This window comes from cf. Phormidesmis sp. LEGE 11477 (assembly GCF_015207105.1).
Classification (GTDB): Bacteria; Cyanobacteriota; Cyanobacteriia; order Phormidesmidales; family Phormidesmidaceae; genus Phormidesmis.
In genome coordinates this window covers 14,608-36,539 of record NZ_JADEXO010000043.1, presented here as the reverse complement: position 1 = coordinate 36,539, position 21,932 = coordinate 14,608, and the positions used below count along the sequence as shown (strand labels likewise).

22 protein-coding genes are annotated in these 21,932 nt (G+C 49.7%); 10 read left to right on the top strand and 12 right to left on the bottom strand.

Translation table 11 applies throughout. The features are described 5' to 3' along the window. Positions 1-44: 44 nt before the first annotated feature. The 4 genes from IQ256_RS14065 (at position 45) to IQ256_RS14050 (ending at position 2,752) form a co-directional block, all read left to right on the top strand. Positions 45-416 carry a hypothetical protein gene (locus IQ256_RS14065; RefSeq protein ID WP_193856169.1) on the top strand — a complete coding sequence of 124 codons (372 nt, stop codon included), beginning with the start codon at positions 45-47 and terminating at the stop codon, positions 414-416. A gap of 164 nt (positions 417-580) precedes the next feature. Further along, positions 581-1,738: a DegT/DnrJ/EryC1/StrS family aminotransferase gene (locus tag IQ256_RS14060; protein WP_193856168.1), complete on the top strand. Its 1,158-nt coding sequence runs from the start codon at positions 581-583 to the stop codon at positions 1,736-1,738. A gap of 185 nt (positions 1,739-1,923) precedes the next feature. Continuing rightward, complete coding sequence (locus IQ256_RS14055; RefSeq protein WP_193856167.1) at positions 1,924-2,313, top strand: hypothetical protein; 390 nt, start codon at positions 1,924-1,926, stop codon at positions 2,311-2,313. Between the two features lie 94 nt (positions 2,314-2,407). Beyond that, positions 2,408-2,752 carry a histidine triad nucleotide-binding protein gene (locus IQ256_RS14050; protein ID WP_193856166.1) on the top strand — a complete coding sequence of 115 codons (345 nt, stop codon included), beginning with the start codon at positions 2,408-2,410 and terminating at the stop codon, positions 2,750-2,752. Positions 2,753-2,840: 88 nt separating this feature from the next. Here the strand turns inward: IQ256_RS14050 and rnhA are convergent, their stop codons facing one another. From rnhA to cruF, 4 genes are all read right to left on the bottom strand, one after another. Continuing rightward, positions 2,841-3,773, bottom strand: coding sequence for a ribonuclease HI (gene rnhA, locus IQ256_RS14045; protein WP_193856165.1), 933 nt, complete (start codon positions 3,771-3,773; stop codon positions 2,841-2,843). A gap of 54 nt (positions 3,774-3,827) precedes the next feature. After that, a complete protein-coding gene (locus IQ256_RS14040; RefSeq protein WP_193856164.1) occupies positions 3,828-4,574 on the bottom strand; it encodes a succinate dehydrogenase/fumarate reductase iron-sulfur subunit in 747 nt (248 codons plus the stop codon). Positions 4,575-4,935: 361 nt separating this feature from the next. Then, complete coding sequence (locus IQ256_RS14035; protein ID WP_370623448.1) at positions 4,936-6,186, bottom strand: glycosyltransferase family 2 protein; 1,251 nt, start codon at positions 6,184-6,186, stop codon at positions 4,936-4,938. Further along, positions 6,187-7,074: a gamma-carotene 1'-hydroxylase CruF gene (gene cruF, locus IQ256_RS14030; RefSeq protein WP_193856163.1), complete on the bottom strand. Its 888-nt coding sequence runs from the start codon at positions 7,072-7,074 to the stop codon at positions 6,187-6,189. A 599-nt stretch (positions 7,075-7,673) separates the two neighbouring features. Here cruF and IQ256_RS14025 point away from each other — a divergent pair. Then, positions 7,674-8,174: an META domain-containing protein gene (locus IQ256_RS14025; RefSeq protein WP_193856162.1), complete on the top strand. Its 501-nt coding sequence runs from the start codon at positions 7,674-7,676 to the stop codon at positions 8,172-8,174. A 65-nt stretch (positions 8,175-8,239) separates the two neighbouring features. Here IQ256_RS14025 and IQ256_RS14020 read toward each other — a convergent pair whose 3' ends face one another. The 4 genes from IQ256_RS14020 to IQ256_RS14005 all read right to left on the bottom strand — a co-directional run bounded on the left by IQ256_RS14020 (position 8,240) and on the right by IQ256_RS14005 (position 11,877). Then, positions 8,240-10,153 carry a fumarate reductase/succinate dehydrogenase flavoprotein subunit gene (locus tag IQ256_RS14020; protein WP_193856161.1) on the bottom strand — a complete coding sequence of 638 codons (1,914 nt, stop codon included), beginning with the start codon at positions 10,151-10,153 and terminating at the stop codon, positions 8,240-8,242. Beyond that, positions 10,153-10,848, bottom strand: coding sequence for a succinate dehydrogenase cytochrome b subunit (locus IQ256_RS14015; protein WP_193856160.1), 696 nt, complete (start codon positions 10,846-10,848; stop codon positions 10,153-10,155). The genes IQ256_RS14020 and IQ256_RS14015 overlap by 1 nt, the downstream gene beginning before the upstream one ends. A 163-nt stretch (positions 10,849-11,011) precedes the next feature. Then, positions 11,012-11,431 (bottom strand): peptidylprolyl isomerase, encoded by a 420-nt coding sequence (locus tag IQ256_RS14010; RefSeq protein ID WP_193856159.1) that lies wholly within the window; start codon positions 11,429-11,431, stop codon positions 11,012-11,014. Positions 11,432-11,550: 119 nt separating this feature from the next. Further along, positions 11,551-11,877: a hypothetical protein gene (locus IQ256_RS14005; protein WP_193856158.1), complete on the bottom strand. Its 327-nt coding sequence runs from the start codon at positions 11,875-11,877 to the stop codon at positions 11,551-11,553. 289 nt (positions 11,878-12,166) lie between these two features. On the opposite strand from IQ256_RS14005, the gene rsfS reads away from it, so the two are divergent. The 4 genes from rsfS to IQ256_RS13985 all read left to right on the top strand — a co-directional run bounded on the left by rsfS (position 12,167) and on the right by IQ256_RS13985 (position 15,490). Continuing rightward, positions 12,167-12,652, top strand: a complete 486-nt coding sequence (gene rsfS / locus IQ256_RS14000) for a ribosome silencing factor (RefSeq protein ID WP_193856157.1) — start codon at positions 12,167-12,169, stop codon at positions 12,650-12,652. Positions 12,653-12,905: 253 nt separating this feature from the next. Then, a complete protein-coding gene (locus tag IQ256_RS13995) occupies positions 12,906-13,421 on the top strand; it encodes a CGLD27 family protein (RefSeq protein ID WP_193856156.1) in 516 nt (171 codons plus the stop codon). An 80-nt stretch (positions 13,422-13,501) separates the two neighbouring features. Continuing rightward, a complete protein-coding gene (locus tag IQ256_RS13990; RefSeq protein ID WP_193856155.1) occupies positions 13,502-14,455 on the top strand; it encodes an asparaginase in 954 nt (317 codons plus the stop codon). 459 nt (positions 14,456-14,914) lie between these two features. After that, the gene (locus IQ256_RS13985; RefSeq protein ID WP_228024873.1) at positions 14,915-15,490 is read left to right on the top strand and encodes a group I intron-associated PD-(D/E)XK endonuclease; all 576 of its coding nucleotides are present in this window, start codon (positions 14,915-14,917) and stop codon (positions 15,488-15,490) included. Between the two features lie 12 nt (positions 15,491-15,502). On the opposite strand, the gene IQ256_RS13980 is transcribed toward IQ256_RS13985, so the two are convergent. Further along, positions 15,503-16,246, bottom strand: coding sequence for a DUF554 domain-containing protein (locus IQ256_RS13980; RefSeq protein ID WP_193856154.1), 744 nt, complete (start codon positions 16,244-16,246; stop codon positions 15,503-15,505). A 68-nt stretch (positions 16,247-16,314) separates the two neighbouring features. Here IQ256_RS13980 and IQ256_RS13975 point away from each other — a divergent pair, with 68 nt between their 5' ends. After that, on the top strand, positions 16,315-17,274 hold the full coding sequence (locus IQ256_RS13975; protein WP_193856153.1) for a DUF362 domain-containing protein: 960 nt from the start codon (positions 16,315-16,317) through the stop codon (positions 17,272-17,274). Positions 17,275-17,364: 90 nt separating this feature from the next. Here the strand turns inward: IQ256_RS13975 and IQ256_RS13970 are convergent, their stop codons facing one another. From IQ256_RS13970 to rimI, 3 genes are all read right to left on the bottom strand, one after another. Then, positions 17,365-18,021 (bottom strand): hypothetical protein, encoded by a 657-nt coding sequence (locus IQ256_RS13970; protein WP_193856152.1) that lies wholly within the window; start codon positions 18,019-18,021, stop codon positions 17,365-17,367. A 306-nt stretch (positions 18,022-18,327) separates the two neighbouring features. Next, positions 18,328-20,808 (bottom strand): ATP-dependent Clp protease ATP-binding subunit, encoded by a 2,481-nt coding sequence (locus IQ256_RS13965; protein ID WP_193856151.1) that lies wholly within the window; start codon positions 20,806-20,808, stop codon positions 18,328-18,330. 293 nt (positions 20,809-21,101) lie between these two features. Next, positions 21,102-21,902: a ribosomal protein S18-alanine N-acetyltransferase gene (gene rimI / locus IQ256_RS13960; protein WP_228024872.1), complete on the bottom strand. Its 801-nt coding sequence runs from the start codon at positions 21,900-21,902 to the stop codon at positions 21,102-21,104. Positions 21,903-21,932: the final 30 nt, after the last annotated feature.

Genomic DNA, 21,932 nt, shown 5'->3' with positions numbered 1-21,932 from the left:
AGTTGGTACCAACACTGTCTTCACTGCTTTTATCCTAATCGACTATGCTAAGTCTCTTTAAATCGCAAAAAACGTCGGCTGTGGTTCGCGAACAGCAGATAGAAGACGATCGGATGCGAGATGTAGAGCTGTTGCTGGAAAGTCTTTTTTTGAGAGAGGAAGTGACACTGCGGCTGATAATGGACTGTCTGTATGATGTGGGCTCGATAAATCTGGTGAATCGGCGGGTGCGATCGCGCCCACTAAACCGAATTATGAAGCTGATTGCTCGCCATTCCAAGCCGGTATTTCGTCCGTTCATGCTGCGCTGGAGCCGTAAGAACTGCCCTCGTCTGATCACGGGATGGCTGCATTCGCAAGTTAGATTTAGACCCAAAGAAGTCGTTTTGCCAGAGGTCTACGAACCGCAGAAGTAGGCTAGTCAATTTTAGCTGCGGCTACTCAGATGAGCGTAGACGGGCATGATAGAGTTTGAGACGAATGATTGACAATTGTGTCAGGTACTCGTTGGTGAGATCACACCAATATTTATCTGGAATGTTTATCTGTTCTGACTGCCTACGAGAGAGAAAAAGCTAACGTGAGCTCAATCAAGATTCCGATCTTAGATCTCAAGCCTCAGTACCAAGCGATCAAATCAGAAATCCAAGCCGCTATCGATGCGGTGCTTGAGTCGGGCCAGTTTGTTCTAGGGCCGACGGTTGCAAACTTTGAAGCTGAAGCTGCCAGGTACTTAGGGGTCAAGCATGCTATCGGCGTAAACTCGGGCACGGATGCTTTGATCATTGGCCTTAGGGCCCTGGGTATAGAAGCTGGCGATGAGGTGATTACAACCTGCTTTAGTTTCTTTGCGACTGCGGAATCGATTAGTAACATTGGGGCAAAGCCGGTGTTCGTCGATATCCAGGCCGATAGCTTTAACATCAACCCTGACCTGATCGAGGCGGCAGTCACAGCCAAAACTAAGGCGATTATGCCGGTGCATCTGTATGGCAATCCGGCAGCGATGGCGAAAATCAGGGCGATCGCAGCAAAACACAATCTCAAAATTATCGAAGACTGTGCCCAATCTTTTGGGGCGGTCTACAAGGGTAATTGTGATGGCTGTGAAGATACCTGTGACGATGCAATTCGCCAGCCGCTGATGGGAAGGCGCGCCGGCAGTCTGGGTGATGTGGGTGCCTTCTCATTTTTTCCGACTAAAAATTTGGGGGCCTATGGCGATGGGGGCTTGATCACCACCGACGACGATCGGCTAGCAGAACTCGCCATCATGCTGAGAATGCACGGTTCTAAGCAGAAGTACTGCAATGAAATGCTGGGCTATAACTCCCGTCTTGACGCGATTCAAGCCGCTATTTTGCAGGTCAAGCTTCACTATATTGATCTGTGGAATCAGCAGCGCCGACAGGTTGCTAAGACGTATAGCCAGCTTTTAGAAGGTGTCGCTGATGTAATTACGCCAGCGCTAAGTGATGGCCATGTTTTTCATCAGTACACCATCCGCATCTTGGGTGGCAAACGAGACCATGTAAAGAAGTCACTGGCCGATGCGGGCGTTGGCAGTATGGTCTACTATCCTTTCCCTCAAGATCGCTTGCCGATCTATGACGGACAATATCCCGCTAATCCAGTGAGTGATGAGCTAGGTAAACAGGTTTTGAGTTTGCCAATATGGCCAGAGCTATCGGCTGAAACAAGCCAGTTTGTCGTGAAGACATTACGAGCAAGCTTGTAGGCTGGCGTAAAAGAGAATGCTGAGCGCCTTATGGTTCAATTCTTGGTGCTCAAATCTTGGTGTTCAAAGTCAGTAGATCGATCAGTGCTTTCTACTATCTAGATAGCTAAATCGGTAAATTCCGCCTGTTACACCGTGTTCCTGCTGAGTAGCCTATATCTATACAATATCTTCTCTTCATGCTTATGCTCTTCAAAGCGTCTGTTGGTCGTTTGATTTTGAGCTGTACTATCGGATTAGCTTGTCTGGTTACTGGGGTAAAGACAGCCTACGCAGAACCGCTATTGGCAGAGGTGATTTCTCTATCGCCGTCGGAGTCTAGTCAGTTTGAGACGCAGCGCTCAGAGCTTGGTTTGAGTGCGATCGCCCAGAATATCAATACGGGTGTCGAAGTTCGTCGCCAGCAAGCAGAAAACGCTGCTAAAGCAGGTACGCTTGATTTTGCCGATCTGCCGCTAATCGGTTCTCTCTTAGAAAATGGAGGCAAACTTAGTACGGGTGGCAATTCGCCGATGTCTTTTAGCGTGGGTAGCGTGATGGGTTCTTATGGCGTAGTAATGAATGCTGATTTCTGACAATATTTGAAGCGAAGTCGTAGATACGGATAGATACTATAAGATAAGGCTGCTCTGTCAAAGGTCGCTGCAGTGGCGACAGAAAGCTTGCCTTATGCCAGAAGATACTCTCTTCAGTAAGATTATTCGCAAAGAGATTCCCGCTGATATCGTCTACGAAGACGACCAGTGTTTAGCCTTTCGAGATATTGCGCCTCAAGCACCGACGCATATCTTAGTCATTCCTAAGAAGCCACTTCCCAAGCTGTCAGACGCTCAAGCAGAAGATAAGGCTCTGCTAGGTCATTTGCTGTTTGTTGTGAGCGATATCGCTAGAGAGCAGCAGCTAGAGAAGGGCTATCGAGTGGTTATTAATACGGGCGAAGACGGGGGCCAGACCGTGTTTCATCTACATTTACACCTGCTGGGTGGACGAGCGCTAGGCTGGCCGCCAGGTTAGCGGAAGGTGAAGCTGGCCGACAGTGCCCTGCTGACTATTCCTGAGGGATTAGACTTCCTATTAGATACTTACCTGGCTACTCATCTGGCTATTCATCAATTCGCTCTAGCTGCCAGAGGATTTGATTCCCTTCACGACGAATGCGAGAGACGGTCCAGTTACGCCAGGCCCAATAGTCACCTCGGCTGGTAACCGCGCTAGCATTGACGTCCATTAAATCAGCAAGCTCTGCGCTGGTAATGAGATAGCCTTGTTTAGCCAGCTCATCTGTGACTTGGAGCGTTTCTAATGTATTTTTGATGCGGGTGACTCTAGAAGTTTCTGAGAGACCGTTATCGAGCTGCTTTTTGGAGATGGCTGGAGCTGTCATGACACCTGATTCTTTCTGATTGTTTGTCTCGTCAAATGTTAGCGTCGGTGTGTGAGATGGATCACCTTCAGTGACAGTAATTTGAGCGGGTATATCAGATAGCACGTTTTTTAAGGTTGAGGCAGATTTTGCTGAGCTGGCTGATGCCTGGTGCTGTTTGAGCGAGATCGGCTGTGAGTGAGAGTAGGCTCTTGCTATTTCGTCGCAGCGTTCGTTTCCGGGATTACCAGTGTGACCTCGTACGTAACGCCAGTCGATATCAATCTGCTCAGTACTCAAGGTTTGACTAAGCTGATCGAGCTGCTGCCAAAGATCTTTGTTGAGCACAGGCTTACCTGATGAGGTTTTCCAGCCCTTGCGCTTCCACCCTTTTATCCATTTGGTAATGCCGTTTTTGAGATATTCGCTGTCGGTGTGTAGGATGACCGCGCTACTCTCGATACTCGCTGATGAAAGAAATTCTAGGGCTGCGATCGCAGCCTGCATTTCCATCCGGTTATTTGTGGTTTTGGTATCGCGGCCCCCTAGCTCTTGAACCTGGCCGTCGGCGAATTCTATCAGCGTTCCCCAGCCACCGGGGCCAGGGTTTCCTGAACAAGCGCCATCGGTGTATATTTCTTTAACTTGAGCAGTGGCTTGAGCAGTTGGCATGTCGTGGGTTAGTCCTTTTGAAGCGGGCCCTTCATGATAGATTCGATCGATGGGCTAGCCAAACGGTAGCTTAGCGCGAATGTATTCTCGGCGCATGCGGGCGATCGCATCGATCGAAATTCCCTGCGGGCACACCGACTGACACTCACCGTGATTTGAGCAATCGCCAAAGCCTTCTGCTGTCATTTGTTGCGTCATCTTCACCACCCGCTGCTTGCGCTCCGGCTTTCCTTGAGCCAGCAGCGCTAGATGAGAAATCTTAGCCGCTGTAAACAGAGAGGCCGACGCATTCGGGCAGGCCGCCACGCAAGCGCCACAGCCAATACAGGTAGCATAGTCAAAAGCTTGGTCGGCGTCGGGTTTGTTGACGAGCACTGCGTTAGCATCCGGCGCGGCCCCAGTTTTGATAGAGACATAGCCGCCAGCCGTAACAATGCGGTCCAAGGCCGATCGATCGACAACTAAATCTTTGACAACTGGAAAGGCAGTCGCTCGCCAGGGCTCGATCGTCACCGTATCGCCGTCTTTGAAGTTACGCATGTACAGTTGACAGACCGAAGTTCGCTGCTGAGGACCATGTGCCTGACCGTTGATCATCATGCCGCAAGAGCCACAGATTCCCTCTCGGCAGTCGTGATCGAATTCGACTGGAACTTCTCCCTGTAGCGTTAGATGTTCGTTCAGCATATCGAGCACTTCTAAGAAAGACAGATCCGGCTGAACGCCATCGACCGTATAGCGCCTAAAGCTACCTTCGGATTGAGTATCGGTCTGTCTCCAAACCTTCAGACTGATTCTCATAGTGGATTTGTCTGTGGCAACTGTTCTGTCTCCATCTATTTTAGATAAACAAGAGTAGCCCATGAGCGCACGCTATACTACTGTCCGCAAATAACCACTTTTGGAACTATCGGGCGAAACCTCAAAACAGTAGGTTTATGGGCCATATTCGTGTTTCAGAAACCGTGTCACAATCAAAGTGTCAAAAATAGAAACGCTTTACAAGCTTTGACATATGCGGATAGGCTACGCCCGAGTTTCGACCTAAAGAGGATAAATTGAAGCGAAGCTAGCGCTATGAGAAGTTAGCGAAAAGGCGTCGCCTCAGTCCTGCTGCTGCAAAATCCTTCTCAAATAACAATGCTACTTCGCCAGTTTGATCTTAGACTTTACGGTAGGTTTTACCGCGCCATTTAATAGAACGCTGGAAGGCTGAAAGAATTATTCTTAGCACTGCTGCAGGATCAGCTAATGGTGAAAACCAAAAGAACATCGCTTTGAACGGGTTTGCTTGAGTCCAGTCATAGGAGCCTGCAACAGCGGCTTGCATACCAATCCGGATAGTCAGCAATAGAATGTTGAGCATGACTGCGGCTACAACAACAACCGATCCAACGCTCTCCCACCCCCAAAACTTCACGCCGCTCCAGGCTAGCAACAACAGCGGTATCGGCAACGCCTGAGTACTCACCAGCAGCCACAAGTCGCTCCATAGCTGTCCGTGCGAAATAGAATCCTTCAGGTCAAGGGAGCGCCCCCACCCGCTCCAAGTTTCCGCTATTCCCTCATACATCCGCACGCTGATCACATCGGCTCCATCTAAGAAACCCACCCTGTAACCGCGCCGCGCCGCCTCACGCACTAGCGTGACATCATCACAAAAAGAACTCGCCGCACAGGTGTAGCCGTCTAGTTCTTTTAGCACCTTTCTTCGAGAAAGAAAACACTGACCGTTTGCCATCGCCCGTTCTGTGTCAGGGACCGTTACGCCCGCCGAATCAAAGCGATAAATCAACGTCATCAACATTGCAGGCTGCAACCACCATTCACCAGCCGACTCAAGAATAAAACGCGGCGATAGCGAAACAATATCGTAGCCCTGCGTTTCCGCTTCATATAGCAGACTAGCTGCCAACCCAGGCTGAGGTTGAGTATCGGCGTCTACGCCTAACACCCAGTCGCTATTAGCATCAGTGCTCAAAAAACCACTGTGCAATGCCCAGGGCCTGCCAACCCAGCCATCGGGCAGCGCTTCGTCCGTGACTAGCCGAATGCGACTATCTTTTTTTCCAAGCGCAGCTACCTTTGCTTGTGTCCCGTCCGTAGAACGGCTGTCGACCACCAAAATCTCTCGAACCACATCGGACTGAGCTGACAACCCTACTAGGCAAGGTTCTACCCTATGCGCTTCGTTTAAGGTCGGCACAACTACGCTGACCGCTGCCGCCTGTGAGCGAGTGGACGGCTTGGGCTGAAGGGGCTGCCGCCGCCTGACCCCCTTGAGCAGCCTAGAAAGCAACAACAACGTGGCAGGTAGCTGAACCAAAAGTAGAACCAGCGCAGTGGCCCCGACCGGAGCCGAAATATCTACAGCACCAGCCGACACTAGCTCTGCAATTGGCAAAAATCTCACCTAGGTTTCTCCTGACCCAGAGACAGCCAGCGTCTCAAAGTTGGCCACGCTCTCGCCATAGGTTTCCGTCGCAGAACGGTACAGCAGCAGCGCAGGCAGTACGCCTAACAACAGCCCAAGCAAGATAGGAAAATAGATTTTGCTGTCTATGCTGATGACCATGGCGAACGTAAAGTTGCTCAGGTATATGGACAGCGGCAAACCTAGCGGAACGTTGGATATTTCTAAGGATTTAGCTTTCCAGAGTACGGCTGCGATCGCCATAAACACTGCCCCTGTACCAAACCAGCCCGCAAAGTTTTGGTATGGCATCCCAAAAAATTCACCTGGCTGATCCCAAGCCCAAAATGGCATTGTGGTTTGGCTCATAGCTGGATCCAGCACGAAATCCCAGGAGGTGAGGAGCAGAGACCCGAAGGCGATCGCACTTGGCACTCGCAGCTTACCTAAACCCACCAAGCCCATATAAGCCAGCAGATACGCGCTGAAGCCCAGATAAAACCAGGACAGCGGAATGGTAAACGGCACCAGACCTGCCATCTTGTAGCCTAGGCCAGAAAGGTAGTGATATTCTCCAAAAGGAAAGCCTGTGCTGGTGCCTAGCAGCTCAGCGCCAGTAGAAACGACCAGCGCTGGCAGCATAAAGGTTAGCCAGTGCCATAAGCTCAGGTTGCGATAGGCATAAATAGAGACAGCTAGTGCCCCCGAAATCATGTACACCGCACCGCCACCTGCCATTGACCACTGAAATGCCTGCTGCCCAAACTCAGGCAGCGCCGCGATGAAAGCCGTGTTCGGCAACACGATTAAAAGCCCTGCTAATCCAAAAATCAGTGAAGCTACATGAACCGAAAAGAAAGTGCGCTGTGCGATCTCCAGTGCCTTCATACTTACGCCCTAGAATTAATTTTTCGTATCGGTAATATAACAAGGTTCACTGAAGTTAGCTGCTCACTTCTATACCAGGGTAAGCACAAGAAAAATGTGCTCAACCTCTGCTAAGAAGAAACTGAAAAGCCTAGAAAGAGCTTAGTCGTCCTTGCTGCGCTTCATTCCAAAGAACACAGTTCTTGGCAGGTAGTATTGAGCTAGGCGTGCTGCTAGACGTTGAGACATAGCCCAGAAAGCTTTGTTGCGTTCACGAATTCTATAATGGGACATAAAAAACGCTGTCTTAGCCCGAATCAAAAGGTCTAGATAATGAGAGGGCCAAATGTATGTAGAACATGTCACCTGCTCTGTGTCAGAGAACTGAAACTAAAACCATACGTACTACCCAAAATCGCTTTCAGCCTATGGCTAGATTTTGAAGTAGTCAGGGCCTTACCCCGGTCCGGGTCCAGAGCCATAGTAGATGTCTAGACAAACGAGCGCGACTCAGTAAATCGGGAGTAAGAAAGATAAGGAAGTACACAGACGGGTACTGACAGAGGTGTTACTCTTCACTCATTCTGGGACTGTTCCTAGAAGATTGAAGGTATGGTGTAATGACACAGCATCGGAGATTAGACCAGCGATTGAATGCGGTTTTTGTAGGGACTGTTGCATTTTTTCTGGTGCTGACGGGTAATACAGTTGCGATCGCTAACGGTGTCATCAGTAGCGAGATTGAGAATCTGCGACAGGGTTGGCGACTCACTCACTACAATCAGCAACCTGTGGAGTCAAATATCGAGTTCACTATCGAGTTTGATCTAGGAGGTGAAATCCATGGGTTTGACAGTTGCAACTATTACGATGGCAGATATCTACAGCGAGCTGGTGAACAGATGGTTGTCTCAGTTCTAGGCCGTACTTTGATGAGATGCACCTCTGTGTCTGAAACAATGTCGGACTATCAGTATGGGCAACTACTTTCCCAAGTGAATCGCTATATCCTCTCGAATAGTTCTTTGAGACTGGAAACACCTGACGGTAGTGAACTGGTGTATGAAGTACAACTCGATGACGATATGAACGATGAGGAAGTGAGTAGCTATCAGCATTAGTGTCAAAAGCCTTCGGTTTTGAGATCTTTATGATCTTGGATAAACGGTTTGTTTGGAAGAGTAGTCTACTTGTAAGAACGCTGTGTGAGCTTTACATTTTCAAAGTCGAGTTCTTCTTCAATCAGCGTATGCGCCCGCTCATCTCCCTCATATTGCCAAGCAGAAACGGTTGAATATTGCTGATCTCTTCTTTGGGCCTCGCCCTCAGAGGTTTGGTACTCGGTGCGAAAGTGACTGCCGCAGGATTCTTTTCTAGCGAGGGCGTCGTGGGCCATCAGCTCACCTAGCTCTATAAAATCTGCAACTCGTCCGGCAAACTCAAGGTTTTTATTCAAGGTGTTGGCTTCGCCGGGAACGCGCAAGTTTTGCCAGAATTCATGGCGGAGCGATCGCACACCCTCGATTGTCTCCTCCAACCCCAACTGACTCCGACTCATCCCCACCCCGTTCCACAGTAGCCGGCCTAGCTCGCGGTGAAACGCAAGTACTGTCTTTTCCCCTTTAATGCTCAATAGCTTCAGCGTTCTGGCCCGAGCGGATGCTTCCGCTTCTGCAAAGGCATCATCAGAGGTGTCTACTAGTTCTGTTGGATTCGTAGCGAGATAATCGCTTAGCGTGTACGGAATAATGAAGTAGCCGTCGGCTAATCCCTGCATCAAAGCGCTTGCGCCTAGACGATTTGCCCCGTGGTCTGAGAAGTTTGCTTCACCTAGTGCAAATAGTCCTGGAATAGTCGTCATCAGGTGATAGTCCACCCACAGTCCGCCCATGGTGTAATGCACTGCTGGGTAGATCCGCATGGGTAGGTTGTAGGGATCTTCGCCCGTGATTCGCTGATACATCTCGAATAGGTTGCCGTAGCGAGCGGCGATTGCCTCTTTTCCTTGGGCGGCGATCGCATCGCGAAAGTCTAGATATACAGCCAAGCCCGTCGAACCCACGCCCCGGCCTTGATCTATCACCTGTTTGGCATTGCGAGAAGCCACGTCCCTGGGCACCAGATTACCAAAAGTCGGATAGCGCGTTTCTAGATAGTAGTCGCGATCGCTTTCTGGAATATCTTTGGCGGCTCGCCGATCGCCCGCTTGCTTTGGCACCCACACCCGGCCATCATTTCGCAAGCTCTCACTCATCAGCGTCAGCTTTGATTGAAACTCACTGGCTACTGGAATGCAGGTCGGATGAATCTGGGTAAAGCAAGGATTTGCAAATAGTGCGCCTCTTTTGTGCGATCGCCAGGCCGCCGTCACGTTAGAATTCTTGCCATTCGTCGAAAGATAGTACACATTGCTATAGCCACCTGTGGCTAGTACTACCGCATCTCCGGCATACCGCTCAAATTCGCCAGTGAGCAGATTACGCACGACAATCCCTCTGGCTCGCCCTTCGATCACAACTAGATCTAGCAGCTCGCGCCGAGGAAACAGCGATATCTGCCCTGCAGCCACCTGCCGCATCATCGCGCCATAAGCACCAAGCAAAAGCTGCTGCCCCGTCTGCCCCCGTGCATAAAACGTTCTAGACACCTGCGCCCCGCCGAAAGATCGGTTAGCCAGTAAGCCGCTGTATTCTCTGGCAAACGGCACGCCTTGAGCCACGCACTGATCGATGATTTGATTGCTGATCTGTGCCAGCCTATAAACGTTTGCCTCGCGCGATCGATAATCGCCGCCTTTGATCGTGTCGTAGAACAGTCGCCAGATGCTATCGCCATCATTAGGATAGTTTTTGGCGGCGTTGATTCCTCCTTGGGCAGCGATACTGTGGGCCCGGCGGGGTGAGTCTTGAATGCAAAAGCTTTTGACCTGATAGCCCTGTTCTGCTAGGGTTGCCGCTGCTGATGCACCCGCTAGTCCGGTGCCTACGACCAGGATTGTGTGTTTTGCTTTGTTGGATGGATTAACTAGCTGAGACTGGTCTTTGAAAAGAGTCCACTTTTCGGCTAAAGGGCCCGTTGGAACACGCGCGTCTAACTGCATTACAGCCACCTGAAGTAGATAGCAATCGGCAAACTGATAAATCCTAGCGCGATCGCACTTCCCAATAGGCTACTAGCCGCGACCATTCCCGGTTTGGTGGCTATGCCCATTGATTGAAACGCACTCCAAAGTCCGTGACGCAAATGCAATCCTAGAAAGCTCAAGATCACTACGTAGCTGACTGCGTAAGTTGGCTGCTGAAATGTCTCAAGTACCAGTCGAGCCAAGTCGCGATCCGTTGAATTCGGCAGGCTGTATGCAGGACCAAATTTAAAGGTTGCTACATGCCAAACCAGAAATACAGCTAGCAGCCCACCCGAAAAAATCATCGTTCGAGAGGCTAGCGTCTGGCGACTAGGTCTACCTGCACTCTCATACTCTTCATATTGCTTTGGCCGAGCTTGTCGCTTACCAAGGTAGATGCCGATGCCGATAGCAGCATGCACACTTACTATGGCTAGTAGCCCAAGTTCGACTAGATAGAGTAGTGCTCCCAAACTATCGAGTCTGTGGGCTAACTGGTTGTAAGTCGATACTCCTAAGAACAAGGTGAGGTTGCCAAGTAGATGCCCAACGACAAAAGTAGTCAAACCTAACCCGGTGACGCCAGTGAGAATCTTCTTTCCAATCGGCGAGCTGTAGACGCTATCTTTGTCAGCTTTAGCCTGAGCATTCTGTGCTGGTGTAAGAACCATCGACTGATCTCAAAGAATCATTTCGGGCTCACCATTTTAAACTGAATCCACCTGAAAATGCTGTGCGAAGTGCATCTTCAGGTGGACAAGAAATATCAGACCGTCTTTCTTAAAGTATCTTCTTCAAAGATATCTCTTGCAAAAGACTGTCTTTCTCTAGGGACTACTCTTCAATGGTGACGGACTTAATCTTGTCGCCCTTTTTAATCGCGTTGACGACATCCATATCTTCAGTCTTACCGAAGACGGTGTGAATCCCGTCTAGATGGCCTTGAGCTTCATGGCAAATGAAGAACTGGCTACCACCGGTATTCTTGCCAGCATGGGCCATAGAAAGGCTGCCGGCCTCGTGTTTGTTAGGATTGATCTCACAGTCGATTTTGTAGCCAGGACCGCCTGTCCCAGTGCCGTTGGGGCATCCTCCTTGGACCATGAAATTGGGAATTACGCGGTGAAAGTTAAGGTCGTCATAAAAGCCATCTTTTGAGAGCTTTACGAAGTTGGCAACGGTGTTAGGGGCATCTTGCTCAAACAGCTCAAGGTTGATAGTCCCTTTGTCTGTCTCCATGATTGCGCGGGTCATACGGTCTTCCTTTAGCGGGTAATAGACTCAAGTATTTTATAGTGCATTGCCCTGAGTAAGGAGGGCTACTTCCGGGTGGAATACCGCCCAAGCCGATCTCAATAAGCTGATAGAAGCTGCTAGCGCTGCATCTCTAGCTCACGATCGTAGGCTGTTTCAATCACGCTCAGGCGCGTTTCAAACTCTAGTGCTTGCAGCTCAGCCTGTATAATCTGCTCATCTTGGTAGTATTCAATTTTGTCTGTTAGCTGCTGTTCGTAGTCGAGTCGGAGCTGATCAGTGGCTGCCTTTAGGCGAGCTGCATGCTCATTTTCCAGCCGTTCTAATTGTGATCGCCTGTCTTTCAATGAAGCGAGTAGCTCGTTGATGCGCCGCACTAGCAGCCAATAGACAATTGCCGCTGCAAGACAGCCTACAGCTAAGCCAATAAAAAGACCCAGAATCAAAGCACTATGCTCCTAACTATTTAGTCAGTTTTAGATCCAACCGAACTTTAGGTAGATCGAATAGTGTGGATTATGCCCTATCAGTGTCGGGTCTATGACAGAAGCCGCAATAATTTTTCCCATTAATAATTTTCCATGCTTTACAGGCTGCAAGCTTAAGAAGCAGGATGCTGAGGCAATGTAACTAAAGCTAAGGCTCCTGACATAGATAGATAAGGTATTCAGTAAGATAGAAAAGTAAGCAGTACGCAAGGAAGGATAGGCCCTTTTGAATGATCCCCTAAAAGTTATGGCTGATAAGACAGTTAGTACAGTGAGTGACGCTCCCGAGTCGGCAGCATCTATTGACGCCACGCCTGAGACTGAAGTTTTGCCTAGTGTTGATAGCGAATTCAAGACGCCTATCGATGAAGAGGCCAAGGCGCTGGCACTGGCGATCGCAGAAGCAGCAGACGATCGTAAGGCGGGTAATATCACAATTTTGCAAACGGGTGATGTTTCTTATCTAGCTGATTACTTTGTGATTGTCACTGGCTTTTCTAATGTGCAGGTGCGAGCGATCGCAAACACCATAGAAGGCACGGTCGAAGATAGCTTTAATCGGCAGCCGCTTCGCACCGAAGGCATGAGTGAGGGCCGTTGGGTGCTCAAAGACTATGGCGATGTCATTGTTCATATTTTTATGCCAACCGATCGCGAATACTACGATCTAGAAGCCTTTTGGGGGCATGCCGAACGGATCGAATTCCAGCCGACCTCACCACTCAATCGTTAGCTTGCTCTAGGTAGGTAGCCTCACTTGAAGCGGGTTCAGCTCAGATAGATTCGGCTGCTTTCGCCAAGGAATCTTTGTGAATGCGCTTTTGTGAGTGGCTTTGTCAGTAGGCTTTACGAAAGGCAGCTTTGTTAGTTTGTGCCTGATGTCAGTCAGTCTTCGCTAGTCAATCTTCGAAGGCGGTTTGGCCTTACCGTTATCCAGAGAAAACCGTAAAATAAGACACTTTCAAAGGAGCTTTTGTGTAATACCGATGAACGGCGATACTAAGAAGAGTTCCATCAGCGCTCGCTGTCCGGTTCCTGTCGATCAAATTCCAATCAAGGAGTACGAAAGCATGAGCGAATCCTGGTTTTATTGCTGGGGCGCGCGATCACTAAAAGGCTATTTGATACCAGTTATCAGCCTTTGGCTGTTGAGCTGGCTAGTCGTTGGCCCGATGGCAGCGGTGAGTTTTTCACCTGCCAAGTTGCCGCTTCAGTTTATGATTAGTGCCTCTTTGGGCGCGCTGATTTTGCCTGTGCTGGCGCTAGTACAGCTATATATCGGCTGGAACCACGTGTGCGATCGCCTTTCTGGGCAGTCTGTTTTCTACGAAGAATCCGGCTGGTATGACGGTCAAGTATGGGACAAGCCAGAAGAGGTGTTTAATCGTGATCGTCTGATTGCTGACTATCAGGTAAAGCCGATTTTGCTGCGCCTACAGAAGACCTTTGCCGCGATCTGTGGCATTCTGGCATTTAGTCTAGTGACTTGGCAGTTCATTTAATTGCAGTTCATTTGATTATAGTAATTTGACTGTGATTATCTGAGCGTTATACCAACGTCTACATACGAAAACGAGATCCTATGAATAGGACGAATCGCCACGCTTCCTCGCTTCTAAAAGTTCAGCTTCTAAGAGAAGGGATTGTCGAATCTACGCATGAGGTTCACGCAGTTGCCTGTGATGCTAGGGGCCGCGTCTTAGCGAGTGCTGGCGATCCAGAGCTGGGCACGTTCATTCGCTCTTCGCTCAAGCCGTTTCAGGCAATGTCTGTGACGGGCACAGGTACGCTAGACCACTTCAACTTGACCGACAGAGACCTCGCAATTATCTGCAGCTCTCACCATGGCAGCATCGAGCAGACTCGTCAGGCTTTTAATATTCTGTGGCGCTGCGATGTCGATCCAGCCGCCTTGCAATGTCCGGTTCCCCCCGGTAAGACAACGCCCCTAGCGCATAACTGTTCGGGCAAGCATGCTGGAATGCTAGCGGTGTGCAAGCAGAAGGGCTGGTCCTTGGATGGGTATATGCAGCGATCGCACCCCGTTCAGAAGCTAGTCGCCTCTCGCATTGCCGAACTTTTGGGTATGCCTGCCGACGAATTTATCTGCGCTCACGATAGCTGCGGCGTTCCCACCTATCTGATGCAGCTCAGCCAGATGGCGACCCTGTTCGCCAAGCTCACCTCCGGTAAGAGTTTGGAAATGGAGCGCATTGTCCGCGCTATGACCCATCACCCAGAGATGATCTCAGGTCCAGAAGGGTTCGACACTTTGCTCATGCAGCTAACCGAAGGCGAGCTAGTCAGCAAGGCAGGGGCCGAAGGCGTGCAGTGTATTGGCCGAGTTAGAGAAGGGATGGGGATTGCCGTCAAGTCTGTAGATGGCTCCAAGCGGGCAAAATATGCAACTGCTGTGTATTTGCTCAAGCAGTTTGGCTGGATTACGCCTGACGTTTCTGAAACCCTATCCGACAAATTTATGATGCCAGGTCGCTATACCCGCATCGAAGTAGTCGGTGAGATGTCAATGATATAGCGGGTTCTAGCGACTTCTCAAAATAGTTTCAAAGAAAGTTCCACATTTTTGAAGGTAACCCGCTATACTTGTTAAGCGCTCAAGAGGGCGTCCCCATCGCGGGGTAGAGCAGTCTGGTAGCTCGTCGGGCTCAATGGTTCAACATCACTATGTGCTTAACAGTGAGTTGAACAGGGCAGCATAGAGAGAAATTTCTATGTGTAATCTGTCAAATTCGGGGAAGCCATTAGCACGGTAATCCCGAGCCAAGCCAAAGCTTCGTTTAGAGGCTACGGAAGGTGTAGAGACTGGATGGCAGACACCCTAACGAAATAGGTTTGATACCTAGACGAGGGTGAAGGGACAGTCCAGACCAGCAAACGACTCAATAGCTGTAAAAAGCATACTGTTAAAGGTAATTGAGTGCGGCAGTGAAAGCTGTAGTGGTAAGCATAACCCGAAGGTCCATGGTTCAAATCCATGCCCCGCCACCAAATAGGTGTAAAAGCCCGATACTCATTGAGTATCGGGCTTTTAGTTTTTGATATTAAACGGACTGCTGTACAAAGCGAGCAACGACAGCTTCAAATTTTTGAATTTATTACTTTGCTACAGCCACAAACAATGGATACCAAGCTGAAAGGCGATATTGCAGAGCAATGCACCATTGTTCAAGCGCTCAAGTATGGATGGGGTGTGCTTCGACCTATCGGAGACAGGCTACCCTATGACCTTGTCTTTGATATTGGCGAGCGATTGGTCAAGATTCAGGTAAAGGCAGCTTGGTTCGATCAAAAAGCGCAAAATTACGTTGTCGATAACCGTCGCACCAAAACTAATCGCAGAACTATGGTGCGATCGCCCTACGAGGCTTCTGACTTTGACTTTGCGATCGCCTATATCAGTGAAGAGGATGTGTTCTACATCTTTCCAGCCGCTGTATTCATCAGCTATGGCAGCGAAATCCACCTAGTGGAAGCAGAAAAACGCCAGCGAAAGCCTCGTTCAGCAGGCTACCGAGAACAGTGGACGCTAATTGAACAAGCCATCGCTTAATTACAAATCCAATTACAAGCTGAGAGATTGAACGAGCCAGCTAATGAATGGACCTGTCGCTAAGGCTGGCAAGAAAGAAGCAACGTGAATCCTTCCGACTTCTAGTAGGTTTAGTCCTAAGCCTAGAAGCATGATGCCACCAATGCCGGTGACTAGTAAGACGCTAGGAGCCGTAGCTGGATCGGGAATCACCTGGCCGAACCCGCTAGCTAAAAGAGAAAGCCCACCCTGATAAAAGATAATCGGCAATATCGAAAAGCCAACACCGATACCGTAAGTTCCTGTGAGAGCGATTGAAACCAGTCCATCCATTGTGCTCTTGACCACCAGAATGGTGCTGTCTCCTAGCAGACCGTTGTTCAAGCTGCCCAGGATTGTCATTGGCCCGACGCAAAACAGCAGACTAGAGGCAACAAAGCCCTCGGTAAAACGACTCCCCCCTTTGAACCGAGCCTTTAGCCAGTTCCCTAAGCCTGTGAGCCGATTCTCTATCTGCCACCACTCACCGAGCAATCCACCGATAGCTAGTGATATCAACGCCAAGATGACGCCTGCAATGCTACCTACTTGAGCTTTAGATAGATCTTGAGCCATAGATATGCCGATAAAAATAGTCGTCAGACCCATAGCTTGGGTAATGATGGCTCGCATTCTAGGCGATAGCTGATTGCGTAGTAGTAGACCGCTGCCTGTTCCTAGCAACACCAGCGCTACGTTGATCCAGGTGCCGCTTGTCTTTGCCCAAAAGGTTAGCATTAAGAAATATGTGTGAGAATTATTGCAATCGATTTAATGCGATCGCCCAAACGTAAGGAAAAAGTATTATGCCATCGGTTAGTCTCATCCGTGCTCAGAGCTACGAGATTGAAGCCTTATCTGAACGTTTGGAAGCGCTGCTGGCACCGATGGGTGGTATAGCGCAGTATGTGAAGCCAGGCGATCGCGTCTTATTAAAGCCCAACATGCTAACTGGCTCGCGCCCTACCAAAGAATGTACGACTCGCCCAGAGATAGTGTACTGCGTTGCCAAAATGGTACAGGCAGCAGGTGGCAATCCTTTCATCGGAGACAGTCCGGCTTTTGGCAGTGCGCGTGGCGTGGCCGAAGCGAATGGCTTGCTAGAGTGGGCAAACAAAATCGATCTGCCTGTCGTAGAAATGCACGGTAAGCGCTACGCCGTTGAAAATCAGGACTTTGGTAATTTCTTGCTGTCTAAAGAAGCGATGGAAGCGGATGTGGTGATTAACCTGCCAAAGGTGAAATCTCACGTTCAGCTAACCGTCACGCTTGGCGTGAAAAATTTGTTTGGCTGTGTCCCTGGCAAGATGAAAGCCTGGTGGCATATGGAAGCGGGACAGGATCGACAGCGATTTGGCACTATGCTAGTCGAGACCGCTCGGGCGATTTCACCCCAGCTAACGATCATTGACGGCATTGTCGGACATGAAGGAAATGGCCCCAGCGGCGGCGAACCTAGAGAGCTAGGCGTCTTGGGTGCTTCTGACGATGTGTTTGCATTAGATCGAGCTATGGCTGAGGTCTTAGGCGTCGATCCAAACCAGCTACCTACTATCGTAGAATCGACTCGGCTGGGCCTGTGTCCGAAGCTCTCAGAAATAGACTTTCTCGCTCATCAACCCAGTGAGCTGAGCATTGACGACTGGAAGCTTCCAGACAAAATGATGCCGATCGACTTTGGTGCGCCTAGAGTTTTGCGATCTACCTTTAAGCATCTCTATATTCGATTTATTAGAGAGCCGCTCTCGGCATACGCCACTCGATAGGTAGCCTTTCTAGGAAAACAAAAGCCGCAGGAAGAACTTTCTCCCTGCGGCTTATTTAATCAGATCAGATTGTTAGACCTGGCTTAAGCGCTAGCTCTTGAGCCTAGGATTAACCTCATTTGCCATGCCCTTGAAAGGCGACAGGCTAGGGCCGGGGCGACGACGTCTCGCTCGACTTGGGGTCATCAGATAGTCAGTAGAGAAGGTTTTAACCTCGTCTAAAGTGTTGCCGTTATTGTCGGTTTGTTGCTTGGGCGCGGTGGATGCGATCGCGTTCAAAATCAAATCTTCCGCCGTCGTTCTAGCTGGGGCTACTGCCTGATTAGCTGCTTCAGCACCTGCATCTGCCGCCCCTTGTGCCGCTTGCTTTCCCTTAGCAGCTACCTGCTTCCCTTTAGCAACTGTTTTATCAGTGGCTTCATCAGCTGCCTTAGCCGTTTTCTTTACCTGTTTTTGGGCCTGATCTGCCGCGTCACCAGCTGCTGACTTTGCCTTCTTCGCCGCAGTCTTCGCCGTTGCTTCCGCCTGGTCTTCAGTATCCGAAACGAGTTCCTGCGCTTTCTCGGCAACCTCTACAGTGGCCTCTTTAGCAGACTCCACCGCCGCCTTAGCCGCTTTTGTGGCAGAAGCCGTAGACTTCTTCAGACCCTTTGCCGCATCTTCGGCAGCATCATCTAGCTCTAAAAAGTATTTTTCTTTGCCAACCCCCAGCGTCTTACCAATCGTCTCGAATATTCCACCAATCATGGCAACTCCACCATTTACGTCTTAAAAATTCCTTAGCCAAGCCGCAAAGTAAGTCATCGCTCTCGGGCTCTTTCTAATTATTGATTTTGGTTGCTGAGGAGCGCAAGACAGCGTTACGTCTATTTACAAAACTTCTTGAAAAGGCTCAAAATAATTACCTAACTCAAATCTCAGTCCTCAACTGCCGTTTCCTTACAGTAGCTCGCTATATCTTCGAGCCGTCAGTCTAGAATCTTTACCTAAAAAAGGGGACTGAAATAAATTTTTCAGTCCCCCTATACCCTCTAAACTCGCTATCAGACGACCTTAGTCAGCCGCAGAGATCAGCTCGCGAGTCTCTGTCTTAGAAGAATTGACCACAATCTTGCCGTCTTCTCCGACATCAACCACAGCAGTATCACCATCTTGAATGCGTCCAGACAGAATCTCTTCTGCCAGACTATCTTCTAACAGTCTCATAATGGCCCGACGCAATGGCCTTGCCCCGTAGCTAGGGTTGTAGCCTTCCTCTACCAGCCTGTCTTTGAAATTGTCGGTCACCTCCAAGGTGATGCCCTGTTCTTCTAATCGACCGAACACTTCTTTGAGCAAGATGACGGAGATCTCTTTGACTTCGTCTTTGGTCAACTGACGGAAGACGATAATCTCATCTAGGCGATTTAAGAATTCAGGCCGGAAGTACTGCTTCAGCTCTTCGTTGACCAAAGAGCGAATCCGATTGTACTGAGATTCGGCCTGATCGGCTTCTAGCTCGAAACCAAGACCGCCGCCACCTTTTTCAATGACTTTAGAACCGATATTGCTAGTTAAGATCAATAGCGTGTTCTTGAAGTCTACTGTGCGACCTTTGGCATCGGTCAATCGACCGTCTTCTAGGATTTGCAGCAGCATGTTAAAGACATCTGGGTGCGCTTTTTCGATCTCGTCAAAAAGAACCACGGTGTAGGGACGACGACGAACGGCTTCGGTAAGCTGACCGCCTTCGTTGTAGCCAACGTAGCCCGGTGGCGAACCGATTAGCTTAGAAACGGTGTGGCGTTCCATAAACTCAGACATATCAAGGCGAATCATTGCCTCTTCTGCGCCAAAGAAGTAAGTAGCTAACGATTTTGCTAGCTCAGTTTTACCTACTCCAGTTGGGCCAGAGAAGACAAAGCTGGCAATCGGACGGTCTGGACTCTTCAGCCCAACGCGAGCGCGGCGAATAGCCCGAGAGATGGCTCTAACTGCTTCGTCTTGGCCGATCAAACGCTGGTGCAGAACGTCTTCCATGTGCAGCAGTTTTTCAGATTCACTCTCGGTCAGCTTGTTCACGGGTACGCCCGTCCAAGATGCCACAATGTGAGCGATATCCTCTTCGGTGACTTTCGGCGAGTCTGCCTTGGCCTCTTCGGCGTCTTCTTCCTTCTTCGTTTGGGCGATGGTGCGAATCTCGGTTTTGATTTCCATCTCGCGATCGCGCAGTTCCCCAGCCTTATCAAAGTCCTGAGAGCGAACCGCGTTATCTTTGTCTTTGAGCACCTGACGCAGCTCTTTATCTAGCTCCTTTGCCGCTGGCGGTAGCTGCGAGTTCAACAGACGAACGCGGGAGCCCGCTTCATCGATCAAATCAATGGCTTTGTCTGGCAAATAGCGGTCGGAGATATAGCGATCGGAAAGCTTAGCCGCAGCATCTAGCGCTTCGTCTAGAATCTTGAGCTTGTGGTGCTGCTCATAGCGATCACGCAAACCATGCAAGATCTCAATGGTCTCATCGACGCTAGGCTCGCCCACCATTACTGGCTGAAAGCGCCGCTCTAACGCGGCATCCCGTTCGATGTGCTTGCGATACTCATCTAGCGTGGTAGCACCAATACACTGCAGTTCGCCCCTGGCCAGGGCTGGCTTAAGAATATTAGCCGCATCGATTGCGCCTTCTGCCGCGCCCGCACCAATCAGCGTATGAACTTCATCGATCACTAGAATCACATTCGCAGCGGCGCGAATCTCTTCCATAATCTTCTTGAGTCTTTCTTCAAACTCACCTCGGTACTTAGTACCGGCTACGAGCAGGCCGATATCAAGCGTGACGACGCGCTTGTCTTCTAAGATATCTGGAATATCATTGTTGCCGATACGCTGAGCAAGTCCTTCTGCGATTGCGGTTTTACCCACACCTGGCTCACCAATCAATACCGGATTGTTTTTGGTTCTGCGTCCCAAAATCTGGATCACGCGCTCGATTTCTTTCTGACGACCCACCACTGGATCGAGCTTGCCATCTGCTGCCATCTGGGTCAGGTTTGCGCCAAACTCATCGAGCGTAGGTGTTTTAGTTCTACCCTGACTGCCGCTGCTTCCAGAGACCTCGGCGGTTTCGCCTAGCATCCGAATCACCTGAGTACGAACCTTAGAAAGATCGACGCCCAAGTTCTCTAAAACGCGAGCCGCAACGCCTTCGCCTTCGCGGATGAGTCCAAGCAATAAGTGCTCTGTGCCAATGTAGTTGTGACCAAGCTGTCTAGCTTCCTCAAGCGATAGCTCAAGCACGCGCTTGGCTCTGGGCGTAAACGGAATTTCAACCGCAACAAATCCAGAGCCGCGACCAATAATTTTTTCGACTTCGATGCGAGCGTCTTTGAGATTAACCCCCATGGATTTAAGAACTTTTGCGGCCACACCGGTTCCTTCGCCGATGAGTCCCAAAAGTATTTGCTCAGTACCCACAAAGTTGTGGCCGAGGCGACGGGCCTCTTCTTGAGCGAGCATGATGACCTTAATGGCCTTTTCTGTAAAGCGTTCAAACATGGCGGTTTTCCATCACCTGCTACGGGCTGGTTATGGAGATTCTAGCACAGCAAAATTTCGTAGAGAGAGGGCGGTGTTCACTACTTCTATACAAAAAAGATCCTTTTTTTGAAAGGAAAATAGGAGTTTTCAAAACTTAACGGTAAAAGCACCTAATAACTAACCATAAAGATGCGAAAGAAGCAGAAAATATTTGACATTTCTGCTAGCAGATATTGATAAGGGTTGTTGAATCTATCTAGTAAGTTTTACCTATTGATATCTATATCCAAGCCTCATTTGGGCCATCTCGTTTAAACCTTCTGTTCTAGACTTTGGATCAGGTGAAGATCCTCAGGATAGAAGCGGTAGTTTTGTTTCTGTTTTAGCTGTCTCATTGATTGCGTTTGATGACGATTTATCTGAGCTATGCAGTCCGCGCTCTGTAGTCCACTTCGCCACAGAATTCGAGCATCTTCTCCGTCGGCGTAATAGCGTTTTCGGCGGCCTGCTTCTTCAAAGCCAAACTTTTGATAGAGCGATAGGGCTGGGTGGTTTGAGGCGCGCACTTCTAGGGTGGCATGGGTCAAGCTGCGATCGCATGCCTTTTGTAGTAGATGGGACAGCAGCCACAGACCTAGTCTTTCTCCTTGATAGCTTGGATCGATGGCCAGCGTCGTAATATGCGCTTCTTCTAGAATTGCCCACAGACAGCCTACGCCTAGAAGCTCTATTTTCTGCTCTCTCCTGATAGGGCTAGGCTTACTTGGAGCACCAGAGTCGATTTGAGTATTGGCAGTAAATCGAGCATTCCTATTGATAGGATTGCGATCGCCGTCAGAATTCGTCGCGGCTCCTAGCTGAGTAGACGCTTGGGTCAGTCGGCAGTTGAGCAGTTCTAGGCTGTTTGATTTTAGGATCACCAACAAGTCGCTATGCTCACTATCTAGCTCACGCTCATATCCTGAGCGGGTCCATAGTCCTCCAAGACATCGCTGGTCTAGTGTGAGCACGGCTGGGATGTCTGCTGTCACCATAGGCAGACATCCCAAGACAGCCGCCGACTGTGGCCCCGAGCGAAGAGAAGTGCAGCCGTCATCCGCGATCATGTCCATCACCTAGAACTAGAAGCATAAGAGCTGAAG

What these genes read in the sequence shown, in the direction of transcription:
- IQ256_RS14065 (WP_193856169.1), top strand. Translation starts at nt 45, where the DNA reads ATGCTAAGTCTCTTTAAATCGCAAAAAACGTCGGCTGTGGTTCGCGAA.
- IQ256_RS14055 (WP_193856167.1), top strand. Translation starts at nt 1,924, where the DNA reads ATGCTCTTCAAAGCGTCTGTTGGTCGTTTGATTTTGAGCTGTACTATC.
- IQ256_RS14050 (WP_193856166.1), top strand. Translation starts at nt 2,408, where the DNA reads ATGCCAGAAGATACTCTCTTCAGTAAGATTATTCGCAAAGAGATTCCC.
- rnhA (WP_193856165.1), bottom strand. Translation starts at nt 3,773, where the DNA reads ATGCCAACTGCTCAAGCCACTGCTCAAGTTAAAGAAATATACACCGAT.
- IQ256_RS14040 (WP_193856164.1), bottom strand. Translation starts at nt 4,574, where the DNA reads ATGAGAATCAGTCTGAAGGTTTGGAGACAGACCGATACTCAATCCGAA.
- cruF (WP_193856163.1), bottom strand. Translation starts at nt 7,074, where the DNA reads ATGAAGGCACTGGAGATCGCACAGCGCACTTTCTTTTCGGTTCATGTA.
- IQ256_RS14025 (WP_193856162.1), top strand. Translation starts at nt 7,674, where the DNA reads ATGACACAGCATCGGAGATTAGACCAGCGATTGAATGCGGTTTTTGTA.
- IQ256_RS14020 (WP_193856161.1), bottom strand. Translation starts at nt 10,153, where the DNA reads ATGCAGTTAGACGCGCGTGTTCCAACGGGCCCTTTAGCCGAAAAGTGG.
- IQ256_RS14015 (WP_193856160.1), bottom strand. Translation starts at nt 10,848, where the DNA reads ATGGTTCTTACACCAGCACAGAATGCTCAGGCTAAAGCTGACAAAGAT.
- IQ256_RS14010 (WP_193856159.1), bottom strand. Translation starts at nt 11,431, where the DNA reads ATGACCCGCGCAATCATGGAGACAGACAAAGGGACTATCAACCTTGAG.
- rsfS (WP_193856157.1), top strand. Translation starts at nt 12,167, where the DNA reads ATGGCTGATAAGACAGTTAGTACAGTGAGTGACGCTCCCGAGTCGGCA.
- IQ256_RS13995 (WP_193856156.1), top strand. Translation starts at nt 12,906, where the DNA reads ATGAACGGCGATACTAAGAAGAGTTCCATCAGCGCTCGCTGTCCGGTT.
- IQ256_RS13990 (WP_193856155.1), top strand. Translation starts at nt 13,502, where the DNA reads ATGAATAGGACGAATCGCCACGCTTCCTCGCTTCTAAAAGTTCAGCTT.
- IQ256_RS13985 (WP_228024873.1), top strand. Translation starts at nt 14,915, where the DNA reads ATGCCCCGCCACCAAATAGGTGTAAAAGCCCGATACTCATTGAGTATC.
- IQ256_RS13980 (WP_193856154.1), bottom strand. Translation starts at nt 16,246, where the DNA reads ATGCTAACCTTTTGGGCAAAGACAAGCGGCACCTGGATCAACGTAGCG.
- IQ256_RS13975 (WP_193856153.1), top strand. Translation starts at nt 16,315, where the DNA reads ATGCCATCGGTTAGTCTCATCCGTGCTCAGAGCTACGAGATTGAAGCC.
- IQ256_RS13970 (WP_193856152.1), bottom strand. Translation starts at nt 18,021, where the DNA reads ATGATTGGTGGAATATTCGAGACGATTGGTAAGACGCTGGGGGTTGGC.
- IQ256_RS13965 (WP_193856151.1), bottom strand. Translation starts at nt 20,808, where the DNA reads ATGTTTGAACGCTTTACAGAAAAGGCCATTAAGGTCATCATGCTCGCT.
- rimI (WP_228024872.1), bottom strand. Translation starts at nt 21,902, where the DNA reads ATGGACATGATCGCGGATGACGGCTGCACTTCTCTTCGCTCGGGGCCA.